The sequence below is a fragment of the Arthrobacter sp. BG3 genome, from assembly GCF_056680185.1.
Window position 1 is genome coordinate 1,565,092 of sequence record NZ_CM155270.1, and the last position, 25,653, is coordinate 1,590,744.

Annotated in this window: 22 protein-coding genes and 1 pseudogene; 16 read left to right on the plus strand and 7 right to left on the minus strand. The window is 67.0% G+C overall.

Annotated elements, in window-relative coordinates; all coding sequences use genetic code 11:
- Positions 1-29 precede the first annotated feature (29 nt).
- Positions 30-1,328 carry a tRNA guanosine(34) transglycosylase Tgt gene (gene tgt, locus AC1MFL_RS06830; RefSeq protein WP_479814254.1) on the plus strand — a complete coding sequence of 433 codons (1,299 nt, stop codon included), beginning with the start codon at positions 30-32 and terminating at the stop codon, positions 1,326-1,328.
- A 206-nt stretch (positions 1,329-1,534) separates the two neighbouring features.
- Here tgt and AC1MFL_RS06835 read toward each other — a convergent pair.
- A pseudogene (locus AC1MFL_RS06835) lies at positions 1,535-1,660 on the minus strand (sugar phosphate isomerase/epimerase); the annotation flags it as partial.
- A 51-nt stretch (positions 1,661-1,711) separates the two neighbouring features.
- On the opposite strand from AC1MFL_RS06835, the gene AC1MFL_RS06840 reads away from it, so the two are divergent.
- Together AC1MFL_RS06840 and AC1MFL_RS06845 are read left to right on the plus strand one after the other, a co-directional pair.
- Positions 1,712-1,999: a substrate-binding domain-containing protein gene (locus tag AC1MFL_RS06840; protein ID WP_479815362.1), complete on the plus strand. Its 288-nt coding sequence runs from the start codon at positions 1,712-1,714 to the stop codon at positions 1,997-1,999.
- 228 nt (positions 2,000-2,227) lie between these two features.
- Positions 2,228-3,169 carry a type IV toxin-antitoxin system AbiEi family antitoxin domain-containing protein gene (locus AC1MFL_RS06845; RefSeq protein ID WP_479814256.1) on the plus strand — a complete coding sequence of 314 codons (942 nt, stop codon included), beginning with the start codon at positions 2,228-2,230 and terminating at the stop codon, positions 3,167-3,169.
- Positions 3,170-3,379: 210 nt separating this feature from the next.
- Here AC1MFL_RS06845 and AC1MFL_RS06850 read toward each other — a convergent pair whose 3' ends face one another.
- A complete protein-coding gene (locus AC1MFL_RS06850) occupies positions 3,380-4,075 on the minus strand; it encodes a queuosine precursor transporter (protein WP_479814258.1) in 696 nt (231 codons plus the stop codon).
- 239 nt (positions 4,076-4,314) lie between these two features.
- Between AC1MFL_RS06850 and AC1MFL_RS06855 the strand changes: the two genes are divergently transcribed.
- Positions 4,315-5,106, plus strand: a complete 792-nt coding sequence (locus tag AC1MFL_RS06855) for an ABC transporter ATP-binding protein (RefSeq protein ID WP_479814260.1) — start codon at positions 4,315-4,317, stop codon at positions 5,104-5,106.
- Positions 5,103-5,888: an ABC transporter permease gene (locus tag AC1MFL_RS06860; RefSeq protein ID WP_479814262.1), complete on the plus strand. Its 786-nt coding sequence runs from the start codon at positions 5,103-5,105 to the stop codon at positions 5,886-5,888. The genes AC1MFL_RS06855 and AC1MFL_RS06860 overlap by 4 nt, the downstream gene beginning before the upstream one ends.
- Before the next feature lie 101 nt (positions 5,889-5,989).
- Here AC1MFL_RS06860 and AC1MFL_RS06865 read toward each other — a convergent pair whose 3' ends face one another.
- Positions 5,990-7,402: an MFS transporter gene (locus AC1MFL_RS06865; protein WP_479814264.1), complete on the minus strand. Its 1,413-nt coding sequence runs from the start codon at positions 7,400-7,402 to the stop codon at positions 5,990-5,992.
- A 142-nt stretch (positions 7,403-7,544) separates the two neighbouring features.
- Here AC1MFL_RS06865 and AC1MFL_RS06870 point away from each other — a divergent pair, with 142 nt between their 5' ends.
- Together AC1MFL_RS06870 and AC1MFL_RS06875 are read left to right on the plus strand one after the other, a co-directional pair.
- Positions 7,545-8,414, plus strand: coding sequence for a hydroxymethylpyrimidine/phosphomethylpyrimidine kinase (locus AC1MFL_RS06870; RefSeq protein WP_479814266.1), 870 nt, complete (start codon positions 7,545-7,547; stop codon positions 8,412-8,414).
- A gap of 29 nt (positions 8,415-8,443) precedes the next feature.
- Positions 8,444-8,806, plus strand: coding sequence for an iron chaperone (locus AC1MFL_RS06875; RefSeq protein ID WP_479814268.1), 363 nt, complete (start codon positions 8,444-8,446; stop codon positions 8,804-8,806).
- Between the two features lie 98 nt (positions 8,807-8,904).
- Here the strand turns inward: AC1MFL_RS06875 and AC1MFL_RS06880 are convergent, their stop codons facing one another.
- Complete coding sequence (locus tag AC1MFL_RS06880) at positions 8,905-10,653, minus strand: pyruvate dehydrogenase (protein ID WP_479814270.1); 1,749 nt, start codon at positions 10,651-10,653, stop codon at positions 8,905-8,907.
- A gap of 143 nt (positions 10,654-10,796) precedes the next feature.
- A complete protein-coding gene (locus tag AC1MFL_RS06885; protein WP_479814272.1) occupies positions 10,797-12,305 on the minus strand; it encodes a helix-turn-helix domain-containing protein in 1,509 nt (502 codons plus the stop codon).
- Positions 12,306-12,447: 142 nt separating this feature from the next.
- Here AC1MFL_RS06885 and aceA point away from each other — a divergent pair, with 142 nt between their 5' ends.
- Both aceA and aceB read left to right on the plus strand, forming a co-directional pair.
- A complete protein-coding gene (gene aceA, locus AC1MFL_RS06890) occupies positions 12,448-13,761 on the plus strand; it encodes an isocitrate lyase (RefSeq protein ID WP_479814273.1) in 1,314 nt (437 codons plus the stop codon).
- A gap of 105 nt (positions 13,762-13,866) precedes the next feature.
- On the plus strand, positions 13,867-15,531 hold the full coding sequence (gene aceB / locus AC1MFL_RS06895; RefSeq protein ID WP_479814275.1) for a malate synthase A: 1,665 nt from the start codon (positions 13,867-13,869) through the stop codon (positions 15,529-15,531).
- Positions 15,532-15,812: 281 nt separating this feature from the next.
- Here aceB and AC1MFL_RS06900 read toward each other — a convergent pair whose 3' ends face one another.
- The gene (locus AC1MFL_RS06900) at positions 15,813-17,006 is read right to left on the minus strand and encodes an MFS transporter (protein ID WP_479814277.1); all 1,194 of its coding nucleotides are present in this window, start codon (positions 17,004-17,006) and stop codon (positions 15,813-15,815) included.
- A gap of 108 nt (positions 17,007-17,114) precedes the next feature.
- Positions 17,115-18,326 (minus strand): ROK family protein, encoded by a 1,212-nt coding sequence (locus AC1MFL_RS06905; protein WP_479814279.1) that lies wholly within the window; start codon positions 18,324-18,326, stop codon positions 17,115-17,117.
- Between the two features lie 178 nt (positions 18,327-18,504).
- Between AC1MFL_RS06905 and AC1MFL_RS06910 the strand changes: the two genes are divergently transcribed.
- From AC1MFL_RS06910 to AC1MFL_RS06940, 7 genes are all read left to right on the plus strand, one after another.
- The gene (locus AC1MFL_RS06910; RefSeq protein WP_479814281.1) at positions 18,505-19,617 is read left to right on the plus strand and encodes a Gfo/Idh/MocA family protein; all 1,113 of its coding nucleotides are present in this window, start codon (positions 18,505-18,507) and stop codon (positions 19,615-19,617) included.
- Positions 19,614-20,426 (plus strand): hypothetical protein, encoded by an 813-nt coding sequence (locus AC1MFL_RS06915; RefSeq protein WP_479814283.1) that lies wholly within the window; start codon positions 19,614-19,616, stop codon positions 20,424-20,426. Before AC1MFL_RS06910 ends, AC1MFL_RS06915 begins: the two co-directional genes overlap by 4 nt.
- A 94-nt stretch (positions 20,427-20,520) precedes the next feature.
- Positions 20,521-21,729 (plus strand): ABC transporter substrate-binding protein, encoded by a 1,209-nt coding sequence (locus AC1MFL_RS06920; protein ID WP_479814285.1) that lies wholly within the window; start codon positions 20,521-20,523, stop codon positions 21,727-21,729.
- Positions 21,730-21,853: 124 nt separating this feature from the next.
- On the plus strand, positions 21,854-22,813 hold the full coding sequence (locus tag AC1MFL_RS06925) for a carbohydrate ABC transporter permease (RefSeq protein WP_226759743.1): 960 nt from the start codon (positions 21,854-21,856) through the stop codon (positions 22,811-22,813).
- Positions 22,813-23,706, plus strand: a complete 894-nt coding sequence (locus tag AC1MFL_RS06930) for a carbohydrate ABC transporter permease (RefSeq protein ID WP_479814287.1) — start codon at positions 22,813-22,815, stop codon at positions 23,704-23,706. The genes AC1MFL_RS06925 and AC1MFL_RS06930 overlap by 1 nt, the downstream gene beginning before the upstream one ends.
- 82 nt (positions 23,707-23,788) lie before the next feature.
- Positions 23,789-24,538, plus strand: a complete 750-nt coding sequence (locus tag AC1MFL_RS06935; protein WP_479814289.1) for a sugar phosphate isomerase/epimerase family protein — start codon at positions 23,789-23,791, stop codon at positions 24,536-24,538.
- The gene (locus AC1MFL_RS06940; RefSeq protein WP_479814290.1) at positions 24,535-25,653 is read left to right on the plus strand and encodes a Gfo/Idh/MocA family protein; all 1,119 of its coding nucleotides are present in this window, start codon (positions 24,535-24,537) and stop codon (positions 25,651-25,653) included. Before AC1MFL_RS06935 ends, AC1MFL_RS06940 begins: the two co-directional genes overlap by 4 nt.

The following is a 25,653-nucleotide window of genomic DNA, read 5'->3' on the forward strand; positions in this document are numbered from 1 at the left end:
TGGGGGTTGTTAGCTGGCACACTTGAACGGTGCCAGCCAATCCTGAATCACCCGTGTCATCGCTCCTGCCGGCCCAGCAGTCCGAGTTTTCCTTCCGCGTGGGCAAACGCTTGAGTGAGAGCTGCTCACCGACCTCAGCCCAGCGCAGCGGGAACGGCGGGGAGTTCCTGGGCCGCACCGGCACCATCACCACACCGCACGGCGAGATCCAGACGCCGGCGTTCATCGCCGTCGGCACCAAGGCCACGGTCAAGTCGGTGCTCCCGGAGTCTGTCGCCGAGCTGGGCGCGCAGGCCGTGCTGGCCAACGCCTACCACCTGTACCTGCAGCCCGGCGCGGACATCCTCGATGAAGCGGGCGGGCTGGGCGCCTTCATGAACTGGCGCGGCCCCACCTTCACCGACTCCGGCGGGTTCCAGGTGATGAGCCTGGGCTCGGGGTTCAAAAAAGTCATCGACATGAAATCCGTGGACCAGTCCGGACCCGACGACGCCGTCGCCCCCGGCAAGGAACGCCTGGCCCACGTGGACGAGGAAGGCGTGTGGTTCAAGAGCCACCTCAACGGGGACCGGCACCGCTTCAGCCCCGAAATCTCCATGAACGTCCAGCACCAGATCGGCGCGGACATCATGTTCGCCTTCGACGAGCTGACCACCCTGCAGAACTCCCGCGGTTACCAGGAGGAATCCCTGGAACGCACCCGGCGCTGGGCCGAGCGCTGCATCACCGAGCACTTCCGGCTGACGTCCGAGCGCCCGGGCAAGCCGTACCAGGCGCTCTTCGGGGTCATCCAGGGCGCCCAGTACGAGGACCTGCGCCGCAAGGCCTGCCGGGACCTCGGCGCCATGAACTTTGACGGCTTCGGCATCGGCGGCGCCCTGGAGAAGGAGAACCTGGGGACGATCGTGCGCTGGTGCAACGAGGAGCTGCCGGAGAACAAGCCCCGGCACCTGCTCGGCATCTCCGAGCCGGACGACATCTTCACTGCGATCGAGAACGGCGCGGACACCTTCGACTGTGTGTCACCGACCCGGGTGGCGCGGAATTCGGCGTTCTATCACCCCACCGGCCGCTATAACCTCTCCGGTGCCATGTACAAGCGCGACTTCGGCCCGCTGCAGGAGGGCTGCGACTGCTACGCCTGCCTGAACTATTCGCGGGCCTACATCCACCACCTGTTCAAGGCCAAGGAGATGGTCTCGGCAACGCTGATCTCAATCCATAACGAGCGCTTCGTGGTGAAGATGGTCGACGACGCCCGGCTCGCCATCGAGGGCGGCAACTTCTTCGAGTTCAAGGCCGAGACCCTGGGCCGGTACTACTCCTAGGTACCGCCGGGGTCGCCGGGGGCGGCGTCGCTCCGAGTGCGCTCCGGCGTCGCTCGTCGTCGAGGTCGCCGGAAGCATGCGGGGTCGCCGGCTCCGGCGTCGCTCGTCGTCGAGGTCGCCGGAAGCGTGCGGGGTCGCCGGAACTTTCCGGCGACCCCGCAGCGATCCGGCGACTCGGCGTAGAAGTGGGCGACAGTCCGCCGGTTCGTGAGGTGCAGCGACGCCGAGAGGGCCGCGTCAGCATCCCGCGGGACCTTGGCCGCCACCTGGAGGCCCTCGATCCGGCCCAGGGAGACGTCCTCGTGCTCCATGTTGACGAGCATGTTCGGGTCTGCCACGACCATCACCCCGGCACGACGGCCCTGTTCGCGGCCAACGACACCATGGCCCTGGGCGCCCTCGCCGCGGCCAAGGCACGCGACCTCTCCGTCCCGGCAGACCTCTCCGTGATCGGCTACGACAACTCCCAGTTGGCCAAGTCGCGGCACCTGGACATGTCCTCCGTCGACAACCGCAGCGACATCGTCGGCGTCGATGTCGCCGACACCCTGCTGGCACGAAGCCAGGACCCCACCCTTGACCCTGAGCGCCGGCTGATCGAACCCGCCCTGTTGTCCGCGGCACCACGGCCCGGGTTGCCGGCTGACGGAGACCGCGCCGGGGGCCGCTGACGCCCCGCCCAGGGCCACCCGCGGGCGGCCCTGGGCGGACGGACCCTGCACCCGACCGCTGGCGCGGCACCCTACCTCCGCCGCCTCGGCCCTGCCCTTTCGAATTCGCCGGAACGGGCCGGGATCGCCGGGAATTCGGCGACGCCGGGCCGGTCCGGCGACACCGCGTTTTCCACATAGCGACGGCGGAGCCTGCCGCCAGCTCCCGTCGCAGCGGAAGCTGGTGGCATGACGCAGAACCATCCACCGCAGCTGCCGCACAAGGGAAATCTCTGGCGCACTGAACAACTCCTCGACCTCGGTTACGGCCAGCGGACAATCCGCCAGCTCCTGGAAGCGGGTGTCCTCGTCCGGCTCCGGCACGGCTGCTACATTCGCGCCAGCCTCTGGAATGTCCAGTCCCCGCCAGCACGGAGCAGGCAGCTCATCTACGCCCATGCCCACGGAACGCGGACGACGTCGACCGGCAATTTCCTGTACAGCCACACCTCGGCAGCGCGGCTCCGCCAACTCTTTCTCTGGGACGTGGATGACACCATTCACATCCTCCAGAAGGTGCGGCCGTCTAATGAACGCCTTGGCAGGGATGTTCGCTGCCACACCCGTCCCTTCGCAGAACACGAGTCCGCGGTCGTGGCTGGCCTTCGAACGACGTCCCTGGAGCGCACGGTTGCCGACTGCGCCATGATGCTGCGCTACAGGCAGGCTTTGATCCTCGCCGACCATGCACTTCGACTTGGCGCGGACCGAACCGCTCTGCAAGCCATGGCAGATGCCTTGGACGGCAGGCGGGGGATCCGGACATTCCGTCGCGTCCTTGCAACGGCCGATCCACGGTCCGAATCTCCCGGTGAAACCCTGACCCGCGAGCTGATCTGGCGTCTGAAGATCCGGCCGCCCGAGTCCCAGCTTGAGGTTTCGAGCCGGGTAGGGCGCCATCGCATGGACTTCGCGTGGAAGGTGGAAAAGGTCGCCCTCGAATTCGACGGCAAGTCCAAGTACTTCGACTACAGACCCACAGCCGAGGTGCTCTTCGAGGAACGGCGTCGGGAGAAAGCCTTGACGGAGGACGGGTGGCTCTTCGTCCGCGTCGATTGGAAGGACCTGTTCCGCGAGCAGGAGTTCAAGAACCGGCTGCTTCGCGCGTTGGCCGGTCGGCCCAGATCCTGAGCCCCAGGGTCGCTGCCCCGAGTTCGCCGGAAAGCCACGAACTCGCCGGAACGTTACGGCGAACTCGCACCTTTGCAGCGAGTTCGCCGCGGCGCCCGGGTTGGCCGAGGGGCGGCGGGAGGGGGTAGGCGACTTCGGGCGATGGAGGGTGGCCGGGCGGGGGGAGAGCGGGGCCCCGGGTTGGCTGACGGAGACCGCGTCGGCGGCCGTCTACGCCCCGTAGCTCGGTTCGCGCTTCTTGATCCAGCCGATCGCGCCCGCGGTTACCGGCACGAAGAGGAATTCCACGAGGGTCTTGTAGAGGAAGCCCACGACGACGTAGTTCACGAACATTCCGGCGTCGGTGATCCCGATCACGGAGGCCGCGATGCTGCAGAAGATCAGGGTGTCCACGAACTCGCCGGCAACCGAGGAGCCCATGATCCGCGCCCACAAAGACTTCTCCCCCGTGCGCGCCTTCATCTTCACGAGGATCCAGGCGTTGATGGTCTGACCGGCCAGGAATGCCAGCAGCGAGGCGAGCACGATCTGCGGAACCGGGCCCAGCGCGCCTTCCAGGGCAGCCTGTTTGGCGAGGCCGAAGTCGTCGGCAAAGCCTGGCAGGGCAATGATGACCCAGTAGCAAAGGGACGCGAAAACCGAGAGCGCGAAGCTGGTGACAATGGCTTTTCGAGCCACCTTGAAGCCGTAGACCTCGCTGATGACGTCGCCGAGAATGTACGCCAGCGGAAAGAGGAAGAAGCCACCGTCGGTGATGATCGGGCCGATGGCCACGCCCTTGGACGCCCCGATGTTGGAGAGGATCAGCACCACGGCCATAACGGCCAGCAGAATGCCGAAGTGCGGGGAACCGATCGAGGCGAACTTCGGCGGCGCGGCGGCCGGGAATGTCTTGGCGGAAGTCATGGGTGTTCCATTCGTAGTGGTTCGCCTGGTACCCGGATCTCAAGTGAGGTCGCGGGCAGCCTGCTGTATTAGCACTGGATTGCTCCTGGCGGGCTGGCCGCCGGAACCGCCCTCCATTCTCTCACCCGCGGCGGCAGGGACGACGGGTGCCGCTGCCGTCCGGACTGTTCATCCCCGCATCATCCCCGCACTGTCAGCGGTTCGGGCCAGGTGGCAGGATGGGGACATGGAGCAGGAAAGTGCCTGACACCGCCATTTCCACACGTGCCCTCGTCAAGCGGTACCGCGGCATCACCGCCGTCGACGCGCTGGACCTCAACGTCCGCCGGGGAGAGATCTACGGGTTCCTCGGCAGGAACGGTGCGGGCAAAACGACGACCATCCGCATGCTGCTCGGCCTCATCCGTCCGAGCCGCGGGGAGATCACCGTCCTCGGCCGGCGCATCCGGCCCGGCGAGACGACCGTGTCTTCGCGCATCGGCTTCCTCGTCGAGACCGCCACCTCCTACCCCAACCTCACCGTGCGCGAGAACCTCGACATCCAGCGCCGCCTCACCGGTTCCGCGCCGCGAACGGTGGCCGACTCGATCGCGCTGCTGCGCCTCGATCCCTACGCGGACCGGCGCGCCGGCCGGCTTTCGCTCGGGAACAAGCAGCGCCTTGCGCTCGCCCGCGCGTTGCTGCACTCCCCCGACCTCCTCATGCTCGACGAGCCCGCCAATGGGCTCGATCCGGCCGGGATCGTCGAGATCCGCGAACTGCTCCGCTCGCTCGCCGACGAGCGCGGCGTCACCGTCTTCATGTCGAGCCACATCCTCGCCGAGGTCGCCCACCTGGCCGACCGCATCGGCATCGTCCATGACGGCCGCCTCATCGAGGAGTCGTCGCGTGACGAACTCGCCGGTAAAGCCCGGGCCTTCGCGGCCGGCGCCTACACCCCGGAAGAGCGCGAGCAGGCGCTGCTCACGCTGGACCTGGAACGCTACTTCCTCGCGCGCACGGGCGAGGGCCCGAAGAGTGGCGCTGCATGATGTTCGGTCAGGTTCTCGCCACCGAGTTCATGAAGCTCCACCGTTCGAAGGCGCCGTGGGCCACCCTGGCAGTGCTCGCCATGATGCCGCTCGGCATCGCACTTTTCATGTGGATCGTGCGCGAACCGGGGCGGGCGGCCCAGCTGGGGCTTCTGGGCACGAAAGCGAACCTCGCCGGACTTGAGGCGACGTGGCCCGAATACTTCTACATGCTCACGCTCATCTTTGGCATCGGCGGAATGTTGCTGCTGGCGTTCATAGTCGCCTACCTGTTTGGCAGGGAGTACAGCGACGCCACGGCCAAGAACATGCTGGCGCTGCCGGTGGGCCGGCACTGGTTCGCCGTCGCCAAGCTGCTCGTCGCCGCGGCCTGGTGGATGGCGCTCGTGATTATCGTCATCGTCGAGGCCATGGCAGTCGGGCTGGCGCTGGAGCTGCCGGGGTTCTCTGTGGGCCTGGCAGCGGCCGGAATCGTGCACGTGCTGCTGGCCGCGGGGATCTCGTTCCTGCTCGCACCCGTCGTCGCCTGGATCGCTGTGTGGAGCCGGGGCGAGGTGGCCCCCATCGCGTTCTCGCTCGTGATGCTGGCCCTCGGCAACCTGTTCGGCAAGACCGGCTGGGCGGAGTGGTTTCCCTACTCGATCGTCCCGCTGCTGGTCGGCATGGTGGCCGACCCGGTCGACTCGCTGCCGGCGGGCAGCTACGCGGTGCTCGCGGGCACTTTCGCTGTGGGTGTCGCCGCCACGATCCTTCAACTGCGGTTCGCGGACAATGCCCAGTAGCCCCGGGGTGAACGACGACGGCGGGCCGCCGGCTGCGGCGACCGAAGTCCAGCAGCCGGCAACCCGCCGTCGTACGCGCTGTGGTTCCTAGCGCTGTGGTTCTAGCGGCGCAAGGCGTCGACCAGGTCCTTGTCGTCGTCCTTGGGGCCGTCGCCAGGCAGAGCCGGGGAAGCAGCAGACTCCCAGGCGTGTGCCTGTTCGTGGTCCAGGTGCGTGGACTTCTTGTTCTTCAGCGCGAAGATGTAGACCACCAGTGAGATGGCGATGGCCACGGTGACGTAGGTGAAGAACAGGTCCACCCGCTCAGCCTTCTGGAACGCCGCACCGATCAGCGGGACGGTGCCGCCAAAGAGCGAGTTGGCAATCGCATAGCCAAGGCCGACGCCGAGGGCCCGGATGGAGGCCGGGAACAGCTCGGCCTTCACGAGGGCGTTGATCGAGGTGTAGCCGCCGACGATCAGCAGCCCGCCCATCATCAGCAGGAATGCGGTGAACGGATCCTTGGTGCCGGCCAGGGCGGAGAGCAGCGGCCAGGTGAACAGGACACCGGTGATGCCGAACCAAAGCAGCAGCGGCTTGCGGCCGACCTTGTCGGAGATGATGCCGTAGACCGGCTGCAGCAGCATGAAGATGAACAGCGCCCAGAAGTTGATTACCGAGGTGTCGGTCTTGGCGATGCCGGACGTATCGTTCATGAACTTCAGGATGAAGTTGGTGTACGTGTAGAAGGCAACCGTGCCGCCGAGGGTGACGCCGATGCAGATCAGCAGCGGCTTCCAGTACTGGGTGAACAGCAGCTTCATGGTGCCCGGCTGGGCAACGCCTGCCACCGCCGGGACCTTGGCAGCCTCGACCTGCTCCGCAGAGACGGTTTCCTCCATCGAGCGTCGCAGCCACAGGACCACGAGCGCCGCGACGCCGCCGATCGCGAACGGGATACGCCAGCCCCACTCCGTCAGGGTGGACTTGTCCATGGTGTTCTGCAGGATGACGAGGACCAGCAAGGCCAGCATCTGCCCGCCGATCAGCGTCACGTACTGGAAGCTGGAGAAGAAACCGCGGCGCTTGGACGTGGCGGCCTCGGACATGTAGGTGGCGCTGGTGCCGTATTCGCCGCCGACGGAGAAGCCCTGGATCAGCCGCACGAGAACCAGCAGGAGCAGGGCCCACACGCCGATCTGCTGGGTCGTGGGCAGGACAGCGATCGCGAAGGACCCGGCGGACATCATCGTCACGCTCAGGGTCAGCGCTGCCTTGCGTCCCTTGCGGTCGGCGTAGCGGCCGAAGAACCAGGCGCCGACCGGCCGCATCAGGAACGACGTCGAGAAGACGGCCATCGCCTCGAGGCCCGCCTGGAGCTCGTCCTTGGAATTGAAGAAGTGCGACTGGAAATACGCCGCGAAGACTGTGTAGACGTAGAGGTCGTACCACTCCACGAGGTTGCCGGCAGATCCTTTGAGGATGTTGCTTACGGCTTTTCTCGTCTGTGCCGATTCGGACAGTTGGGTGCTCATCAATGAACCTTCCTGGATCCGGCGCCGCAAGAAAGCAACACCGTCCGCCACCGTAGCCCTGGTGATCCGGAACACGCGGGTTTTGTTCATATTGGTCATACGCACAATGCGGGCGGTTTCCGGCGGGTGGCAGGATGGGACCATGACTTCCACCGCCTTTGACCCCGCCGCCCTGGCGGCTTCCGACGCCGCCACTCCCGCCGTCGCCCTGACCATCGCCGGATCCGAAGCGACCGGCGGAGCCGGTGCGCAGGCTGACCTGAAGACCTTCCAGGAACTGGGCGTCTTCGGCATCGCCAACCTGACGTGCATCGTGTCCTTCGATCCGCAGGACAACTGGAACCACCGCTTCGTCCCGATCGACCAGCAGGTCATCGCGGACCAGCTTGAGGCCACGACGGCGGCCTACGGCGCCGCGTCCGGCGCACCGTCCGTGCTGGACACCGTGAAGGTCGGGATGCTGGGCAGCCCGGCCACGATTTCGACGGTCGCCACGGCGCTGGCCGCCGCGGCCTTCACCCACGTGGTGCTCGATCCGGTGCTGATCTGCAAGGGCCAGGAACCGGGACACGCTCTCGACACGGACCAGGCCCTCAAGGCGCAGATCCTGGCGCTGGCCACGTTTGTCACGCCGAACCATTTCGAGGCCGAGTCCCTCTCCGGCCTGGAAATCACCGACCTCGCCTCGCTCAAGGCCGCGGCCGTCCGCATCCACGAACTTAGCGGCGCCGCGGTGCTCGCCAAGGGCGGAGTGAGCCTGTCAGGGCCCGACGCCGTTGACGTCTACTACGACGGCGAGACGCTGGAAGTCCTGTCCGCCCCGAAGGTGGGCGAAGTGGCCGTCTCCGGCGCTGGCTGCTCGCTGGCCGCCGCCGTCACGGCCGAACTGGCCAAGGGCGCAACACCGCTGGAGGCCGCACGCACCGCCAAGGCGTTTGTGACCGCAGGAATCCGGAACCGCGTGGCCTCGGGAGCGCCCTTCGATGCGCTCTGGCAGGGCGGCCCGCGCTAACCCGCTTTCGGCAACCGGAGGACGGCAGAATGGCGCAGCACTTTGACACCGTGGACGGGTACATAGCCTCCCACCCGGCTGAAGTGCAGGAGATCCTTCAGGAAATCCGGCGACGCTGCTATGCCGCGGTCCCTGATTCCGGCGAGATGATCAGCTACGGCATCCCGACGATTACGCTCGGCGGCAAATTCGTCGTGTTCTTCGCCGGCTGGACGCACCACGTGTCGGTGTACCCCGTGCCGTCCGGGGACGCGGACTTCAACGAGTCCATCGCCCCTTACCGCGCGGCCAAAGGGACGTTGAAATTCCCGCTGGGTAAACCGGTGCCTTACGAGCTCATCGGGCAGGCGGCGGCGCTACTGGCGGTTGAGCGCCGGAGCGGAACGGCGTAGCGCTCAAGTCGCCGGAAACTCCCCAGTTCGCGGGAAGTTTACGGCGAACTGGGGAGTTTCCGGCGACTTGGATCCGGTTGCGCCGCTGTGGATCCCGTTCAGCGCCGCGGGATGTTGCGGAGGTTGCTGCGCGCCATGCTGACGGCCTCGCCGGCTCCCCGGTTGAGGACCACCTTGGACATCGCCGTGGCGAACCCCAGGACCTGGGCGCCCTTGATCTTCGGCGGGAGGGAGAGCGCCTTGGGGTCGGTGATCAGTTCAACCAGGGAGGGTCCCGGGTGGGCAAAGGCCTCCCGGTACGCGGCCTCGATGCGGGACGGGTCGGTGACACGGACGGCGTGGAATCCCAGGGCCCGGGCCACCGCGGCATAGTTGGCATCGGGCACGTCGACGCCGAAGTCCTGGAGCCCGTCCACCAGCATTTCCAGCTTGACCATGCCCAGTGTGGAGTTGTTGAACACCACCACGTTGACCGGGAGCCGGTGCGCGGCCACGGTGATCAGCTCCCCCAGCAGCATCGAGAGTCCGCCGTCGCCCGATACGGACACCACCTGGCGCCCGGGGAAGGCCAGCTGGGCGCCGATCGCATGCGGCAGCGCGTTCGCCATCGAGCCGTGCAGATACGAGCCGATCAGCCGTCGGGTACCCAGCGGGTTGATGTACCGGGCGGTCCAGACATTGCACATGCCGGTATCGGCGGTGAAGATCGCGTCCTTCGCCGCAACCTGGTCAAGCAAGGATGCCGCGTACTCGGGGTGGATCGGCTCTTTGGTTTCCACCTTTCGGGTGTAGGCACCGACGGCTTTGTTCATCAGCCGGTCGTGCTTCTTGAGCATCGCGTCGAGGAAACGGCGGCTCTTCTTCGGCTGGAGCAAGGGCATCAGCGCCGCCAGGGTCGGCAGCACGTCACCGTGGACCGCGACGTCGACGTCGGTCCGCCGGCCCAGTTTCTGCGCGGCCCGGTCCACCTGCGCCGTGCGGGTTCCGGGGAGGAACTGGTCGTAGGGGAAATCGGTGCCGAGCAGGATCAGCAGATCCGCGTCCTCGATCCCCTCGGCCGCGGCGCCGTAGCCGAGCAGCCCGGTCATGCCGATGTCGTACGGGTTGTCGTACTGCATGAAGTCCTTGCCGCGGAGCGAATGCCCGATCGGCGCCTTGACGGCTTCCGCCAGGGCAATCACCTCGTCGTGGGCGCCCTGGACACCGGCGCCGGCGAAGATCGCCACTTTGTCCGCCGCGTTGATCGCCTCGGCCAGCGCCCGGACGCTTTCCGGTGCCGGCGTCAGGGTGGCGGGTACGAACGTTGCCGGCAAGGGAGCTTCCGCGGTTGCTTCCAGTCCGGCAATGTCACCGGGAAGGGTGACGACGGCGACGCCCCGGAGGGCGACGGCGTGCTGAATGGCGCTGTGCATGACCCGCGGCGCCTGTTCGGCGGTGCTGACCAGCTCGGAATATACCGAGCATTCGTTGAACAGCCGGTCCGGGTGGGTTTCCTGGAAGAAGCTGCTGCCAATCTGTTTGCTGGGGATGTGCGAGGCGATGGCCAGCACCGGGGCTCCGGAGCGGTTGGCGTCATAGAGCCCGTTGATCAGGTGCAGGTTTCCCGGCCCGCAGGAGCCGGCGCAGACCGCCAGGCGGCCGGTCAGCTGGGCCTCCGCGGCCGCCGCGAACGCGGCCGCCTCTTCATGCCGGACGTGGATCCAATCGATGCCACCCTTTGCGGCGCCGCCCATCTTCCGGACGGCGTCGACAATCGGGTTGAGGCTGTCTCCGACAATCCCGTAGATGCGCTGCACGCCGGCAGCTTGGAGTTGTTCAACGAGCTGGGTGGCGAGTTCCTTGGCCATGAGTGCACACTCCCGGGATCAGGTTGATGGGCTGACAGGGCCAATATAGTCCGGGTACCTTGGAACGCTTCCCGGTGGGCCCGGACCGCGCAGTCCGCCCGGCCGGACTGGCCTGCCGCCCTTACCGGCTGCGCGCCCCCGGATCAGCTCCCGGAGTGCGCCTGCAGGAAGCTGTAGACCTCGGTCTCGTCCACACCGGGGAACGCGCCCGGCGGCATCGCGGCGAGCAGGTGCGAGTGCGCCCGCGCCGACGGCCAGGCGTTGCCGGCCCACTCCGAGGTCAGGGCCGCCGGCGGGCGCCGGCAGCAGCTTTCGTCCGGGCACGTGGACTTGGACCGCTCCGTGGTGTCGCGGCCGCGGAACCATTTCACCTGCGCGTAGGGAACCCCCACGGACAAGGAGAATTCGCCGTTGGCGGAGCGCTCGGTCCGCGCCGTGCACCAGAAGGTCCCGGCCGGGGTGTCGGTGTACTGGTTGTACGCGCTGAACTTGTCGGGCACGTCGAACACCACCCGGGAGGTCCAGTTCTTGCAGGACGGCTGGCCCTCGATGGCGCCGGTGTGGTCCTGCGGGAACGTCACGCCGTCGTTCTCGTAGGCCTTGTAGATGATGCCGCTCTTGTGGGTCTTCTGGAAGTGGGTCCGCAGGTCCAGGTGCTGGGTGGCGAGGTTGGTGAAGCGGTGCGCGGCGGTCTCGTACGACACGGCGAAGGCGTCCCGGATGTCCTCCACCGCGATCTCCCTGGCCTGCTTGGCCTTCTGCAGGAACTCCACGGTGGCCTGTTCCGGCAGCAGGAGCGCGGCGGCAAAGTAGTTCGTGGCCACCCGCTGCATCAGGAAGTCACCGTAGTTGGTGGGGGTCTGATGGCCCAGCACGTAGTGGCCCAGCGCCTGCAGCAGGACTGAACGCGGGTCGTGGTCACTGCGCGCGTTCTGGGTGAGGTAAATCCGGCGGTTCTTAAGGTCGGTCACCGAGCGGGTGGAATGCGGCAGGTCGCCCACGTGGTGGAGACTGAACCCGAGGTGCCCGGCGATGTCCGCGATCACGTGATGGGACAGCGGGCCGCTGGTGTGCCCCACCGAGGCGAGGACCTTCTGCGCCTCGGCCTCGTACTCCGGGAAGTAGTTGTTCCGTTCGCGCATCATGGCGCGCAGCTCCCCGTTCGCACGGCGGGCCTCTTCCGGCGTCGCGACCTGCTCGTTGAGCCGGCGTTCCAGCTCATGCTGCAGCCCCACCATGGACTCCAGCACGTCCATCGGGAGCCGCGAACTGATGCGGATCTTGGGCAGTTTCAGGGACTCGTAGATGGGGCTGCGCTGATAGCGTTCCAGCTCGATCTCCAGGGCGGCGCGGCGGTTGGGCGGTTCCGCGCCGAGCAGCTCGTCGATACTGACGCCGAGGGCCGCGGCGAGCTGCTGGAGCAGCCCGAGTTTGGGTTCGCGCTTGCCGTTCTCGATCAGGCTCAGCTGGCTGGGGGCCGTTCCCACTGTGGCGCTCAGGTCATCGAGCGTGAGTCCGGCGGCCTTGCGGAGGTGGCGGACACGGCGGCCCATGCTGATGACGTCCACCTCCGGGACGGCGGGGGAGGCGACGGAGGCGGGGCGATTCCAACTGGCGGGGTGCATTTCTTGAGAATACGCGAAGAAGTGCATTTCTTTCCACTCAATTGGTCTAGAAAGCTCCTTGAAAGTACAGAAAAGTAGGTCTTACGGAAAAGTTACACCGCACCGGATCCGCCAGTCGCACTGCGAGGAAGCAGTACAGCCGGCCCGGGGCCCCACTAAGGAGACAAAGATGACTGCAGCATTTGAGCCCACCCAGACGCCCGAAGAGCAGGCCGCCGCACTGGAGCTTGAGTGGGCTGCCAACCCGCGCTGGGAAGGTGTCACTCGGGATTACAAAGCCTCCGACGTCGTCCGCCTCCGCGGCCGCGTCTCCGAGGAGCACACCCTGGCCCGCCGCGGCTCGGAGAAGCTGTGGAAGCAGCTCACCGGGGAGCACAAGGAAGGCAAGTACACCAACGCCCTGGGCGCCCTGACCGGCAACCAGGCCGTGCAGCAGGTCAAGGCCGGCCTCCGCGCCATCTACCTCTCCGGCTGGCAGGTCGCCGCGGATGCCAACAACTCCGGCCACACCTACCCGGACCAGTCCCTGTACCCGGCCAACTCGGTGCCCACCGTGGTCCGCCGCATCAACAACGCCCTGCTCCGCGCCGACCAGATCGAGTTCTCCGAAGGCATCCAGACCGTCGAGGACTGGATGGTCCCGATCGTCGCCGACGCCGAGGCCGGCTTCGGCGGCCCGCTCAACGCCTACGAGCTGATGAAGTCCATGATCCAGGCCGGCGCCTCGGGCGTGCACTGGGAAGACCAGCTCGCCTCGGAGAAGAAGTGCGGCCACCTCGGCGGCAAGGTCCTGATCCCCAGCCAGCAGCACGTCCGCACCCTGAACGCCGCCCGCCTGGCCGCCGACGTCGCGGGCACCCCGTCCGTCATCATCGCCCGCACCGATGCCGAGGCAGCCACCCTGATCACCTCCGACGTCGACGACCGCGACAAGGAATTCGTCACCGGCGAGCGCACCGCTGAGGGGTTCTACAAGGTCCGCAACGGGATCGAACCCTGCATCGCCCGTGCCAAGGCCTACGCCCCGTACTCCGACCTCATCTGGATGGAAACGGGTACCCCGGACCTGGAGCTGGCCCGCAAGTTCGCGGAAGCCGTCAAGGCCGACTTCCCGGACCAAATGCTCTCCTACAACTGCTCCCCGTCGTTCAACTGGAAGAAGCACCTCGACGACGCCACGATCGCCAAGTTCCAGCGCGAACTCGGCGCCATGGGCTTCACCTTCCAGTTCATCACCCTGGCCGGCTTCCACGCCCTGAACTACTCGATGTTCGATCTCGCCCACGGCTACGCCCGTGAAGGCATGAGCGCCTACGTCGAGCTGCAGGAGAAGGAATTCGCCTCCGAATCCCGCGGCTACACCGCGACCAAGCACCAGCGCGAAGTCGGCACCGGCTACTTCGACGACATCGCAACCGCGCTCAACCCGAACGCATCCACCCTGGCTCTGGTGGGATCCACCGAAGAAGGCCAGTTCCACTAATCCCCAGCTTTTCCCGCCTGTTGCCCTATCACTTTTGGTCCCCATCGACCTTCTTTGGAGACCAAAAGTGATAGGGCAACGGCGGACATTCAAGGAGCAACTCCCATGAACAGCTTCACTGACAACTTCACCATCAACGGGGTTACGTTGACCGCACAGCCGATTTGCCGGCAGAGCGAGGTCCTGACTCCTGATGCCTTGGCATTTGTCGCCAAGCTGCACAAGGCGACCAAGGGACGGCGGATGGAGCTGTTGCAGGCCCGCCGGGACCGCCGCCAGCAGATCGGCAAGGGCCAGGACCCGCGGTTCCTCCGCGAGACCGAGTCTGTCCGGAATGATCCGTCCTGGCGCGTTGCTCCCCCGGCTCCCGGCCTGGAGGACCGCCGCGTCGAGATCACCGGCCCGGTGGACAAGAAGATGACCATCAACGCGCTGAACTCCGGCGCCAAGGTGTGGCTCGCGGACATGGAGGACTCCTCCACCCCCTCGTGGCGCAACGTCATCCAGGGCCAGCTCAACCTCACCGACGCGCTGGAGCGCCGGATCGACTTCACCTCCCCCGAGGGCAAGGAGTACAAGCTCCGCCCCGCCGGCGATTTGCCCACGATCGTGGTCCGGCCGCGCGGCTGGCACCTGCCGGAAAAGCACATGCTCATTGACGGCACCCCGATTGCCGGCGGCATCGTGGACTTCGGCCTGTACTTCTTCCACAACGCCCGCCGCCTGATCGCCCAGGGCAAGGGCCCGTACTTCTACCTGCCGAAGATCGAAAACCACCTCGAAGCCCGCCTGTGGAACGACATCTTCATCCTCGCCCAGGACCTCCTCGGCATCCCGCAGGGCACCATCCGCGCCACTGTGCTGATCGAAACCATTACGGCCGCCTTCGAAATGGAGGAGATCCTCTACGAACTGCGCGACCACGCCGCGGGCCTGAACGCCGGCCGCTGGGACTACATCTTCTCGCTGATCAAGAACTTCCGCACCCGCGGCCCGCGCTTCGTCCTGCCGGACCGCAGCCAGGTCACCATGACCCAGCCGTTCATGCGCGCCTACACCGAACAGCTGGTCCAGGCCTGCCACAAGCGCGGCGCCATGGCCATCGGCGGGATGGCCGCAGCCGTCCCCAACCGCAAGGACGCGGCAGCCAACGCGATCGCCATCGAGAAGGTCCGCGCGGACAAGACCCGCGAGGCCGCCGACGGCTTCGACGGCTCCTGGGTGGCCCACCCGGACCTGGTTCCGGTCTGCCGCGAGGTGTTCGACGGCGTCCTCGGCGACCGCCCGAACCAGCTGGACCGCCTCCGCGAGGATGTCATCCCGGACGACCGCGCACTGCTCGACATCGCCTCCACCACCGGCACCATCACCGAGCAGGGCATCCGGAACAACATCGAGGTCGGCATCCGCTACATCGAGTCCTGGCTGCGCGGCAATGGCGCCGTCGCCATCCACAACCTGATGGAGGACGCCGCCACCGCGGAGATCTCCCGCTCGCAGCTGTGGCAGTGGATCTTCTCCCGCGCCATCACCGACCACGGCGACGTCGTCACCCGCGAATGGGTCGAGGACATGCTGGACGAGGAGTTCGCCAGGCTGGAACGCTTCGAAGGCGACCGCTTCGCCGATGCGAGGGACATCTTCGAGGAAGTCACCCTCACCCCGTCGTTCCCGGCCTTCCTGACCCTTCCCGCGTACGACCGGTTCCTGCATGAAGCGCGCGACGGCGGCGACGTCCCCAGCGACGACCCCTCCCTCGTCCCCGCCTAAGGCCGGTACAGGAGCACCAAGGAAGGTATAGATTTCCGTCTGCTGGGCTGCCATGCCCTTCGCAACAGGCATCCCCGAGATCCGGGGCGGTGGCCCAGCGACGGAAGACTCCTCAGCAACTCGACAACGGCGTCGAGGTGACAGTTAAGGCCCATGTTCCTCGTGAACATGGGCCTTAGCTGTCACCTCGGCGCGGGGCTGGGCGGGGGTGGGCGGCGGCGGGCGGCGGCGGGCGGCGGCGGGCGGCGGCAGGGCGGTGGCAGGGCGGTGGCGGGCGGGGCTTAGTGCGGCTTGGGGACGTGCCGGAGGGAAAGCGCGGTCCCGAGGATGAACATCGACACTGAGCCGAGCACCATCAGCAGCGGCCCGGTCCACGATCCCGAGACGCCGTGCACGAAGCCCAGCAAGGTGGGGGCCGCCGCACCGAAGGCGTAGCCCGCGCCCTGCACCACGGCGGACATCCTGCCGGCCGAGGCCTGGTCCCGGGCCAGCCGGATGATGGCGATGAAGATCAGCGTGATGCCGCCGCCCTGGGCGACGCCGCCCAACGAGGACCAGAGCCACCACAGCTCCGGCGCCAGCAGCAGGCCCAGCGGAACTGTCAGCCACAACAGCCCCAGGGTGAGTCCGACCGTCGTCGTGCTGGCGAAACGGGCCGCGAGCGGAACACCCAGGCCGCCCACGATGGCGAAAATCTGGAACAGCGAGGACCCGGCGCCGGCCCCCGCGGCCGTCATGCCGAGTTCGTCCGCGAGGATGCTGGGGAGCCAGGCAGTCACGCCGTAATAGGAGAACGCCTGCCCGGCGAAGCCTGCGGTGAGCCCGACGGTGATCCAGCGCGACGCATGCTTGATCCCGGCGCGTGCGGGAGTCGGGGCGGGAACCGGTTCGGGCCGGAACGCCTGCCGGCCAAAGGCGAGCACCCAGGCCAGGAACGCCGCGACGGCGAAGAGCCCGCTGGCGGCCAGGGCCATCCGCCAGCCCAGCAGTTCGGCCAGCGGCGCCGTCACCATGGCGGTGATAAAGGACCCGATGTTCAGGGCCGCGGTGTAGATGCCCATGGCCGTGGCCTGCCGGGCCGGAGCGAAGTCGCGCCGGATGATCAGCGGGACGGCAATGTTGCCGATCGTGATGGCGATGCCGAGAATCACCGTGCCGAGCATCACCAGGGCGCCGTTGCCCGCCGAACGCACCATCACGCCGAGCAGGACACCCAGCAGGGTGAGGGTGATGGCGACTTCCGCGCCGAGCTTGCGCCCGGCGAACGAGGCGAGGGGCGCGGCCAGGGCGAAGCACAGGACCGGGATGCCGGTCAGCAGGCCGAGTTCCACCGGGGAAAAGCCGAGTTCCGCCTGCATCAGGCCCACCACAGGCGCCACCGCCACGAACGGACCGCGCATGTTCAGGGCGATGAGCCCGATCGCGGCCAGCAGGATCCAGCTGCGCGGGACCTTCGCCAAGACGTTGTTGCTCATGGGTGCCGCGGCTCAGTCGGCGCGCAGAAATATGCTTTCATCAGTCCCATTGCTATCACGTGCCTGCCCCGGAGCCGGCGATTATGACACCCGCGGAAATTGCCGGTGTCAGCCCGTGGCCTGCAGGGTTGCCTCGATGGCGGCGGGCGAGAGCACATACTGCGTGACCATCTCGCTGGCGCCCAGGATGGCGGACTGGTCCCCCGCCATCGACAGGCCGATCCGCAGATGGGTGGTGGCCAGCGGCAGCGAGCGCCGGTAGACCACCTCGCGGACCCCCGCCATGAGGTGTTCGCCGGCCTGGCCGAGGCTGCCGCCGATCACGATGACGGACGGATTGAGCAGGTTCACCACGGTGGCCAGCACGTCCCCCAGGTCCCGGCCGGCCTGGCGCAGGGCCTGGATCGCCTGCAGGTTTCCCTCGGCCACAAGCCGCAGCACGTCGCCGCCGTTGTCCGCCTTCAGGCCCTCGAGAGTGAGGGCCTGTGCGACGGCGGGGCCGGAGGCGAGCGCCTCAAGGCAGCCGTAGTTGCCGCAGCGGCAGAGCACGTTGTCGCCGCGCGGCACCCGGACGTGGCCGAGGTCGCCCGCGGTCCCGTTGGCGCCCCGCTGGAGCTGTCCGCTGCTGATGATCCCGGCGCCGATGCCGGTGGCCACCTTGATGAAGAGGAAGTTGTCGTGTTCCGGCCAGTAGGCACTCTGCTCGCCAAGGGCCATGATGTTGACGTCGTTGTCCACCAGCACGGGGACCGGCAGCGAGCGCTGGACGTGCCGGACGACGTCGAACCCGTCCCACCCGGGCATGATCGGAGGCTTCACCGGCATGCCGGTGGCGTGTTCCACCGGACCGGGCAGGCCGATGCCGATGCCGGCGAGGACGTCCTTGCCGCGCCCGGCCTGGTTGAGCAGCTGGGTCCCTTCCGAAACCACCCGGTCCAGCACCGTCACGGGGCCCTCGGCGACGTCCTGGGTCAGCCGCCGCTCCGCCAGCACGGTTCCGCTCAGGTCCGTGACGGCGATGATCAGGTGGGTGGCTCCCACGTCGACTGCCAGCACAACGCGGGCGGCGGGGTTGAAGGCAAAGCGCGACGGCGGCCTGCCGCCGCTGGAGCTGGCCTCGCCCGCCGGCCCGACCAGTCCGGAGTGAATCAGCGCATCGATGCGGGAGGCGACGGTGGAACGGGCCAGGCCGGTGGTGAGGGCCAGCTCGGCACGGGTCCGGGCCTTGCCGTCGCGCAACAGCTGGAACAGGTCCCCGGCACGGGACAGACTGCCGGCGACCTCGGGGGCGAGGGGTTCGGTGCCGGGGATCGTACTCATGAGTAAGTGATAGCACGAAGTTCTTATGCATGTCACGCTACAAAAGCTCGCAACACACTTAGCAACTTTTGCTTGACGATCGACAAAAGTGGCCCTAGCTTAGGGTGTGAGGCAGATCACTGGACACTGTGGCCTCAGGAGGATGCAGCAGTTCAGCGAATACAAAGGGGTATCGAAGTTGTCGAGCCAGCCACAAGCAGCACCGTCGCCCCTGGGCGTCGGGATCCTGGGGTCCGGACCCGTGACGCAGGCTATCCACTTGCCCTCCCTGGCACGGCTCCGGAGCATCCTCGAAGTCCGCCACGTGATGGACGTGGACCCCGTGGTCGCGGAATCCGTGGCCGCCCGGGTGGGGGCCCGGTTCAGCACCACTGTGGAGGAACTGCTGGCCGACCCCGCCGTCGACATCGTCGCCATCTGCAGCCCGCACCAGTTCCATGCCGCGCAGGTGATTGCAGCCTGCCGGGCCGGCAAGAAGGCGGTCCTGTGCGAGAAACCCTTCGCGATGAACGGGGAAGAAGCCGCAGCCATCTCCGCGGTATCCGCCGAAACCGGAGTGCCCATCATCGTCGGCGCCATGCACACCTTCGACCCGGGCTGGCTGGCCGCCGAATCGGCTTGGGCGGACCTGCCCGGGCAAGTCCACACCGTACGGTCATCGATTGTCCTGCCGCCCAACCCGCGGTTCGAGGACTTCGCCACCGAAATCGTGGGACGCATTCCCGCCCCGTCCCACGGACCCATGGACGGCGCAGCTCTCCGGGCCATAATCACCGGCGGCGTGATGGGACTGGCAATCCACGATCTGCCCCTCGTCCGCCGTTTCGCGCCGGACTTCGCTTCCGTTGAAGTCCTGCACGCAGAGACCGTCAGCCCCTACGGCTACCTGATTTCCCTCCGCGCCGGAACAGTGGCCATTGAACTCCGCGCCGCGATGAACAGCACCTGGGAACCGGCCTGGACCTTCGAGGCGATCGGCGACGACGCCAGCCTCAGCATCGATTTCACCCCGTCCTATGTACACGCCGGATCCGCCACCGCGCGGATCCGGCGGGCCGGCACGACGACGGTCCTCGGCCCGTTCGGCCACAACGGCTATGAGGGCGAATGGCGCCGGCTCGCCGACATCGCCCGCGGCACCGCGCCCGCGCCCGGCGCGGACACCCTGCTCCACGACTTGGAGTTTGCGCTCGCCATTGCCGGCGCCGCCGCCGACCGCTCCGCCAACACGGCACCCGCACCCGCACCCGCACCCGCACCCGCACCCGCACCCGAGGAGTCCATGGCATGAGCACCGTACTCTCCGTCCATGCCGGTCCCGATGCCGAGGCCGCCGGCGCCGTCGTTGCTTCCCTTCCCGTCTCCTTTGCCCCGGCCACTGCCCCGGCAACAGCCGCCCCGGATGTCACCGCCGTTGCCGGCCACGCCGGCTGGACCGGTCGGGCCGCCGAGGCGATCCGGGCCGGATCCCGCGGGGTCGTGGTCTCGGGGCCGGCGGCCGAGGACCCCGCGACCCTGGCGGAAACGGCGGCCGCGAGCGGCGCCGTCGTCGTTCTGGACCAGCGCTGGGCGGGAAATCCGGCCATCGCCGCCTCCCACGACGCCGCCCGGGCGGTGATCGCGGCCGCTGTGGCGGACTGCGTCCTGCTGGACTCTGTTGCCTACGGCGCACCGGGCGATGACCCCCTGGCGCTGCTGGCCGACCATCTGGCTGCGCTGCTGCAGTCCGGCGTCGAATCTGACGGGCTCAGAGTGATCCAGCGCAGTTGCCACGGCTACACCCTGGTCGGGAAACTGGCCAATGGCGCTCCCCTAGCTCTGCAGGGGATCACCACCGCGTCCGTCCCGGCCACGGCGACCATCTCCTTCCTCACCTCCACCGGGCGGGCGGACATCACCTTGCCCGATCCCGCCGCGGCGTGGCCCGCGGAGATCCGCTCGGTGACCGCGGAGGGGGCCACAACCCTTCCCACGATCTACGAATCCGCCCACCGGCACAGCTGGCGGCGGATCCGCCAGCTGCTCCAGGCGGGCGGACCGGCCACCGACCTGCAGCAGTTTGCCGGCCTCACGTCCCTCATCGCCCGACTCAACGACTAGCCAGCTCCACCCGCAGCACCAGCACCAGATTCCGCATCAACTCAATGTCGAGATGGACCGGCAAGCATCAGCCGGATCCTGAAAGGAAGTAATCGTGACCATTAAGTCCTCCGCAACATCCACCGCATTCTCCCGCCGAGGGTTCCTGGGTTTCGCCGCCGCCGCAGGCGCCGCTCCGCTGCTCGCTGCCTGCGGCGGCGGCTCCGCCTCCCAAAGCTCGGCGACCGGCGTCGTCAAGTTCTGGGACATGCCGTGGGCAACTCCCGCCTACAACGAGGCCGCCAAGAACATCGCGGAGGGCTACGCGCCGGCCTCGGGGAACCTCAAGGCCAGCTACCAGACCATCCAGTGGAACAACTTCTACCAGACCTTCTCCTCGGCCATCGCGTCCAAGACCGGGCCCGCGGTTTCCACCGGCGGCGGGTTCCAGGCCTTCCAGTTTGAGCAGCAGGGGCAGATCGCCTACGCCGACAAGGTCATTGACAAGCTCAAGGAGAACGGCCAGTTCGCCGATTTCCTGCCCGGCGTCCTGGAGCCTTTCAAGACCGACAAGGGCTACGTCGCGGTTCCGTGGCAGCTGGACATGCGCGTGTTCTGGTACCGCAAGTCGCTCTTTGACCAGGCCGGCGTCGGCCTCCCCACCGACTGGCCGTCCCTCCTGGAAGCCGGCAAGGCACTGAAGAAGATCGGCGCCTTCGGCTTCACCACCGGCGCGGGCGCAGGCAACAACTACGGCAACCACTCCATGATCATGATGATGGTCAACAACGGCGGCGGCGTCTTCACCAAGGACGGCGAGCTGGACCTGATGAACGACCGCAACGTCGAAGCCATGGAATTCATTCTGGAACTTGTCTCCAACGGGATCGTCGATCCCGCGGCGGTCAGCTACACCACCGACAACATGTCGGCGCAATGGAAGGACAAGAAAGCCGGGTTTGGCCTGTTCCAGGTCAACGTTCCAAAGCGCGTCGGCGACACTTCCGGCGACCTGCTGGTCGCGGACCCCATCACCGGCCCGCACGGCGACAAGGCCACCATCGTCTTCCCAAACAACATCATGATGTACAAGAACACTCCGTCGCAGGAAGCGTCCGAGGCGTTCCTGGTGTACTACCTGGGCCAGCTCAAGGAACTGTGGCGTCAGAAGCTGATGTCTGCCCTGCCGGTCTTCAAGTCGATCACGGAAATCCCCGAGTTTGCCGATGATCCCAACAACGTCAAGATCGTCAAGGACTGGCAGCCCATCGCCAAGACCTTCGCGTCCCAGGGCAACACCCTCAACGCCACTCGCGGCCCTTGACGGCGGCCAGGCCCTGAACCAGTTCACCCAGACCATCCTGACCGGCCAGTCTGACGCCAAGTCCGCCCTGCAGACCTTCGAGGCCAGCCTTAAATCCGTCATTAAGAAGTAAACGGTCCTTCCCATGGCACTGACTACAGCCGAACCCGGCCTCAGCCGGGCCCGCCGGGGCGTCGCCCCCGGCGGGCCCGGAGGCACCGCAAACCGCAAGAGCAAGCTCAGCGCGCAGACCAGCCGGACATTCTTCTGGCTCCTGCTGCCGTCAGTCATCCTGCTCGTCCTTATTCACGGCTACCCCCTCATCCACGCCGGTGTGCAGGCCACGCACGACGGCTCCCTGATCGAGACCGGCAACTTCGTTGGCGGGGAGAACTTCGCCACCGTCCTGTCCTCACCGGCGTTCTGGAAAGCGGCACAGTTCACCCTGCTCTTCACCATCGTCGGCGTGTTCGGGTCGTGGCTTGTCGGCCTGGGCCTGGCCCTGCTGCTCCGGACGAAGATCCCCGCGGGCGGCACCTTCAAGGTCCTGCTGCTCCTGCCCTGGGTCGTACCCATCGTGGTCTCCTCCACCGCGTGGAACTGGCTGGTCGCCACCCCGGACAGCCTGGTCCCGTCCCTGTTCCGGAACCTCGGCCTGGGCACGCCGCTGTTCCTCGCCGATCCCCACCTCGCGGCCATCACCGTGATGGTGTTCAAAGTCTGGGTCAGCTTCCCGTTCATGATGATGATGATCTCCGCCGCCCTGGCCTCGGTGGACACCACGGTCTACGAGGCGGCCAGCATGGACGGCGCCACCCCCTGGCAGCAGTTCAGCCAGATCACCCTCCCGCTGATCGCCCGCTCCACCTACATCAGCTGGATCCTCATGACCATCTTCTGTGTCAACGACTTCCCCACCATCTACCTGCTCACCGGCGGCGGCCCGGTCAGCGCCACTACGTCCCTGGTAGTCCTGGCCTATCGCACCGTCTTCCAGGATTTCGCCACCGGCCCCGGCGTGGCCATCGCCTTCCTCATGACCATGACCCTGGTGGTCATCTCCGTCCTCCTGTACCGCCAGATCCGAAAGTCGAGCGTCGAATAATGAGCGCAGCAGTCCACGCCCATCCCGAGTCCGGCCCCGTCCTCGGCGTCGCCGGCCCAGCCAAGAACCGCCGCGTCCTGTCCGAAGCCGGCCACCGCGGCCAATGGTGGAGGTTCGCTGCGATCCTGGCCATCACCGCGGTGGTTCTCGTCCCCATCATGGTCACCGTGGCGCTCGCCTTCACGCCGGGGCCCACGAGCACCGCCACGGGTCCGACCTTCGAGAACCTCGCCAAGGTGTTCTCCGGCACCCTCGCTGCCACCTGGCTGCAGAACAGCCTCATCACCACCCTCGCCACTGTCACGGTCTCCGTGGCCGTCGCCGCCCCCGCGGGGTACGTCCTCTCCCGCGGCCGCAGCAAGGCGGTCTCCGGCTACTCCCTGCTGCTGTTCGTCATGCAGTCCCTGCCCATCATCACGTCGGTGGTCCCGCTGTTCATCCTCTTCGCCGGCATGGGCCTGGTGGACAACCTGATGGGCATCACCATCATCTACGTTGGCTCCACGATGACCGTGGCCACCTGGATGATGGCCGCCTACTTCGACTCCATCCCCATCAGCCTCGAAGAGGCCTCCTGGATCGACGGCTGCTCCGTGTTCGGATCCTTCACCAAAGTGGTCCTGCGCAACAGCCTGCCCGGCATCCTCTCCACAGCGATCTTCGCCTTCCTGCTGGCCTGGAACGACTACCTCGTGGCCATCGTCTTCCTCCGCTCCAACGAGGTCTTCACCCTCCCCATGGGCGTCCAGTCCTTCTTCCAGCAGAACCAAACAGACTGGACCTCGGTGATGGCCCTGGCCGTGATCATGATGCTCCCGCCGGTGATCGTCTTCGCAACCCTGAACAAGTACTTCAGCGTCGGCGGTATCGGCGGATCCCTCGCCGGCCGCTAGGCCCTCAGCCCCCGACGGCGGCCGGCTGGCAGCCAGGCGGCCCACCCACTTGAGAACAAACCGACTCCCGCAAAGGAACGCCATGTCTTACTCACTCCAGCTGTACACCCTCCGCAACGCCATCCAGGAAGACCTGCCAGGCACCATCAAGAAGGTGGCCGACATCGGCTTCACCCAGGTGGAGCCCTACAACTTCGTGGCCACGGCCAAGGAACTGGGCGCGGCACTCAAGGAGAATGGCCTCACCGCACCGTCCGGCCACGCTCCCCTGCTCAGCCAGGACCAGGACCAAATCTTCGCCGCGGCCAAGGAACTCGGCATCACCACGGTGATCGACCCCTACCTCCCGGCCGAGCACTGGCAGTCCGCCGGGGATATCCAGGCCACCGCCGCCAAGCTCAATGCCGCCGCCAAGAAGGGCGCCGAGTACGGCATCCGGGTCGGGTACCACAACCACGCCTGGGAGCTCGAGTCCACCATCGAGGACCAGACCGCGCTCGAGTACTTCGCCGGCTTGCTGGACCCTGAGCTGGTCCTCGAAGTGGACACCTACTGGGTTGCCGTGGGCGGCCAGGACCCCGTCGACATCCTGACCAAGCTCGGCGACCGGGTTAAGTTCATCCACATCAAGGACGGCCCGCTCAACAGGGACACCAAGGCCCAGCAGCCCGCGGGCCAGGGCAAGATCGCCGTCTGGGACGTCATCGGCGCCGCCAGGTCCCTGGAAGTCGGCGTCGTGGAGTTCGACGACTACTCCGGCGACATCTTCGAGGGCATCGCCGAGAGCCTGGCGTACCTGAACGCTGAAGCCAGCGAAGGCGCACACGCATGAGCGGCGCAGCTTCGCGCCGCGGCCCCGTGGGGGTCGCCGTCATCGGCGCCGGCAACATCAGCAAGCAGTACTTGGACAATCTGACGGTCTTCCCCGACCTGAAGGTCCACGTCATCGCCGACCTCTTCGAGGATGCCGCCGCCGCACGCGCCAAGGAGTACGGCATCGCGGAATCAGGCGGGGTGGACGCGGCACTGAACCATCCCGACGTCGAAATCATCGTCAACCTGACCATCCCCGCTGCCCATGTGGAGGTGGCCACGGCCGCCGTCAACGCGGGCAAACACGTCTGGACCGAAAAGCCGTTCTCCCTGGACCGCGACTCCGGGCTCGGGCTGCTCAAGGCGGCAGACGCCGCCGGAATCCGGCTGGGCTGCGCCCCCGACACGTTCCTTGGCGCGGGGCTCCAGACCGCGCGGCGGCTGATTGAACGCGGCGACATCGGCACCCCGCTGACAGCGATGACCACGTTCCAGACCCCCGGTCCGGAATCCTGGCACCCCAACCCTGCCTTCCTTTTCCAGTACGGCGCCGGACCCCTGTTCGACATGGGACCGTACTACCTCACCGCCCTGGTGCAGACCTTCGGATCCATCCGCAAGGTGGCCGCCGTCGGCTCCAAGTCCAAGGAAGTCCGGGTTATTGGTTCCGGGCCGAAAGCCGGCGAGGAATTCACGGTTGAGGTTCCCACCCACGTCAGCGCGATGGCTCAGTTCGAGAACGGCCAGTCCTCGCACAGCGTGTTCAGCTTCGAATCCCCCCGGCAGCGGATGGGATTTATCGAGATCACCGGCACCGAAGCCACCATCTCCCTGCCGGATCCCAACCACTTCGACGGCGAGGTGCGTCTCTGGCGGGCCGGCGACGAAGAGTGGACGGTCATCCCGGCCACCGGCCCGAGCCAGGGCCGCGGCATGGGCGTGCTGGACATGGCACGCTCCATCCGGGCCGGGGTTCCGCACCGCGCCACCGGCAACCTCGCTTACCACGTCCTGGACACCATGGTCTCAGTCTCGGAGTCGATGGAATCCGGAACCTTCATCGACGTCGAAAGCTCCGCCCCCGCCTCCGCAGCCCTCCCCGAGGACTGGGACCCCACCGCTTCCACCCTCTAG

Excerpts from the sequence above, each read along its gene's own strand:
- AC1MFL_RS06865 (WP_479814264.1), bottom strand. The coding sequence starts at position 7,402 with ATGAGCACCCAACTGTCCGAATCGGCACAGACGAGAAAAGCCGTAAGC.
- AC1MFL_RS06840 (WP_479815362.1), top strand. The coding sequence starts at position 1,712 with ATGGCCCTGGGCGCCCTCGCCGCGGCCAAGGCACGCGACCTCTCCGTC.
- AC1MFL_RS06900 (WP_479814277.1), bottom strand. The coding sequence starts at position 17,006 with ATGAGCAACAACGTCTTGGCGAAGGTCCCGCGCAGCTGGATCCTGCTG.
- AC1MFL_RS06870 (WP_479814266.1), top strand. The coding sequence starts at position 7,545 with ATGACTTCCACCGCCTTTGACCCCGCCGCCCTGGCGGCTTCCGACGCC.
- aceB (WP_479814275.1), top strand. The coding sequence starts at position 13,867 with ATGAACAGCTTCACTGACAACTTCACCATCAACGGGGTTACGTTGACC.
- AC1MFL_RS06935 (WP_479814289.1), top strand. The coding sequence starts at position 23,789 with ATGTCTTACTCACTCCAGCTGTACACCCTCCGCAACGCCATCCAGGAA.
- AC1MFL_RS06845 (WP_479814256.1), top strand. The coding sequence starts at position 2,228 with ATGACGCAGAACCATCCACCGCAGCTGCCGCACAAGGGAAATCTCTGG.
- aceA (WP_479814273.1), top strand. The coding sequence starts at position 12,448 with ATGACTGCAGCATTTGAGCCCACCCAGACGCCCGAAGAGCAGGCCGCC.
- AC1MFL_RS06860 (WP_479814262.1), top strand. The coding sequence starts at position 5,103 with ATGATGTTCGGTCAGGTTCTCGCCACCGAGTTCATGAAGCTCCACCGT.
- AC1MFL_RS06905 (WP_479814279.1), bottom strand. The coding sequence starts at position 18,326 with ATGAGTACGATCCCCGGCACCGAACCCCTCGCCCCCGAGGTCGCCGGC.
- AC1MFL_RS06940 (WP_479814290.1), top strand. The coding sequence starts at position 24,535 with ATGAGCGGCGCAGCTTCGCGCCGCGGCCCCGTGGGGGTCGCCGTCATC.
- AC1MFL_RS06880 (WP_479814270.1), bottom strand. The coding sequence starts at position 10,653 with ATGGCCAAGGAACTCGCCACCCAGCTCGTTGAACAACTCCAAGCTGCC.
- AC1MFL_RS06915 (WP_479814283.1), top strand. The coding sequence starts at position 19,614 with ATGAGCACCGTACTCTCCGTCCATGCCGGTCCCGATGCCGAGGCCGCC.
- AC1MFL_RS06925 (WP_226759743.1), top strand. The coding sequence starts at position 21,854 with ATGGCACTGACTACAGCCGAACCCGGCCTCAGCCGGGCCCGCCGGGGC.
- AC1MFL_RS06885 (WP_479814272.1), bottom strand. The coding sequence starts at position 12,305 with ATGCACTTCTTCGCGTATTCTCAAGAAATGCACCCCGCCAGTTGGAAT.
- AC1MFL_RS06930 (WP_479814287.1), top strand. The coding sequence starts at position 22,813 with ATGAGCGCAGCAGTCCACGCCCATCCCGAGTCCGGCCCCGTCCTCGGC.
- AC1MFL_RS06875 (WP_479814268.1), top strand. The coding sequence starts at position 8,444 with ATGGCGCAGCACTTTGACACCGTGGACGGGTACATAGCCTCCCACCCG.
- AC1MFL_RS06850 (WP_479814258.1), bottom strand. The coding sequence starts at position 4,075 with ATGACTTCCGCCAAGACATTCCCGGCCGCCGCGCCGCCGAAGTTCGCC.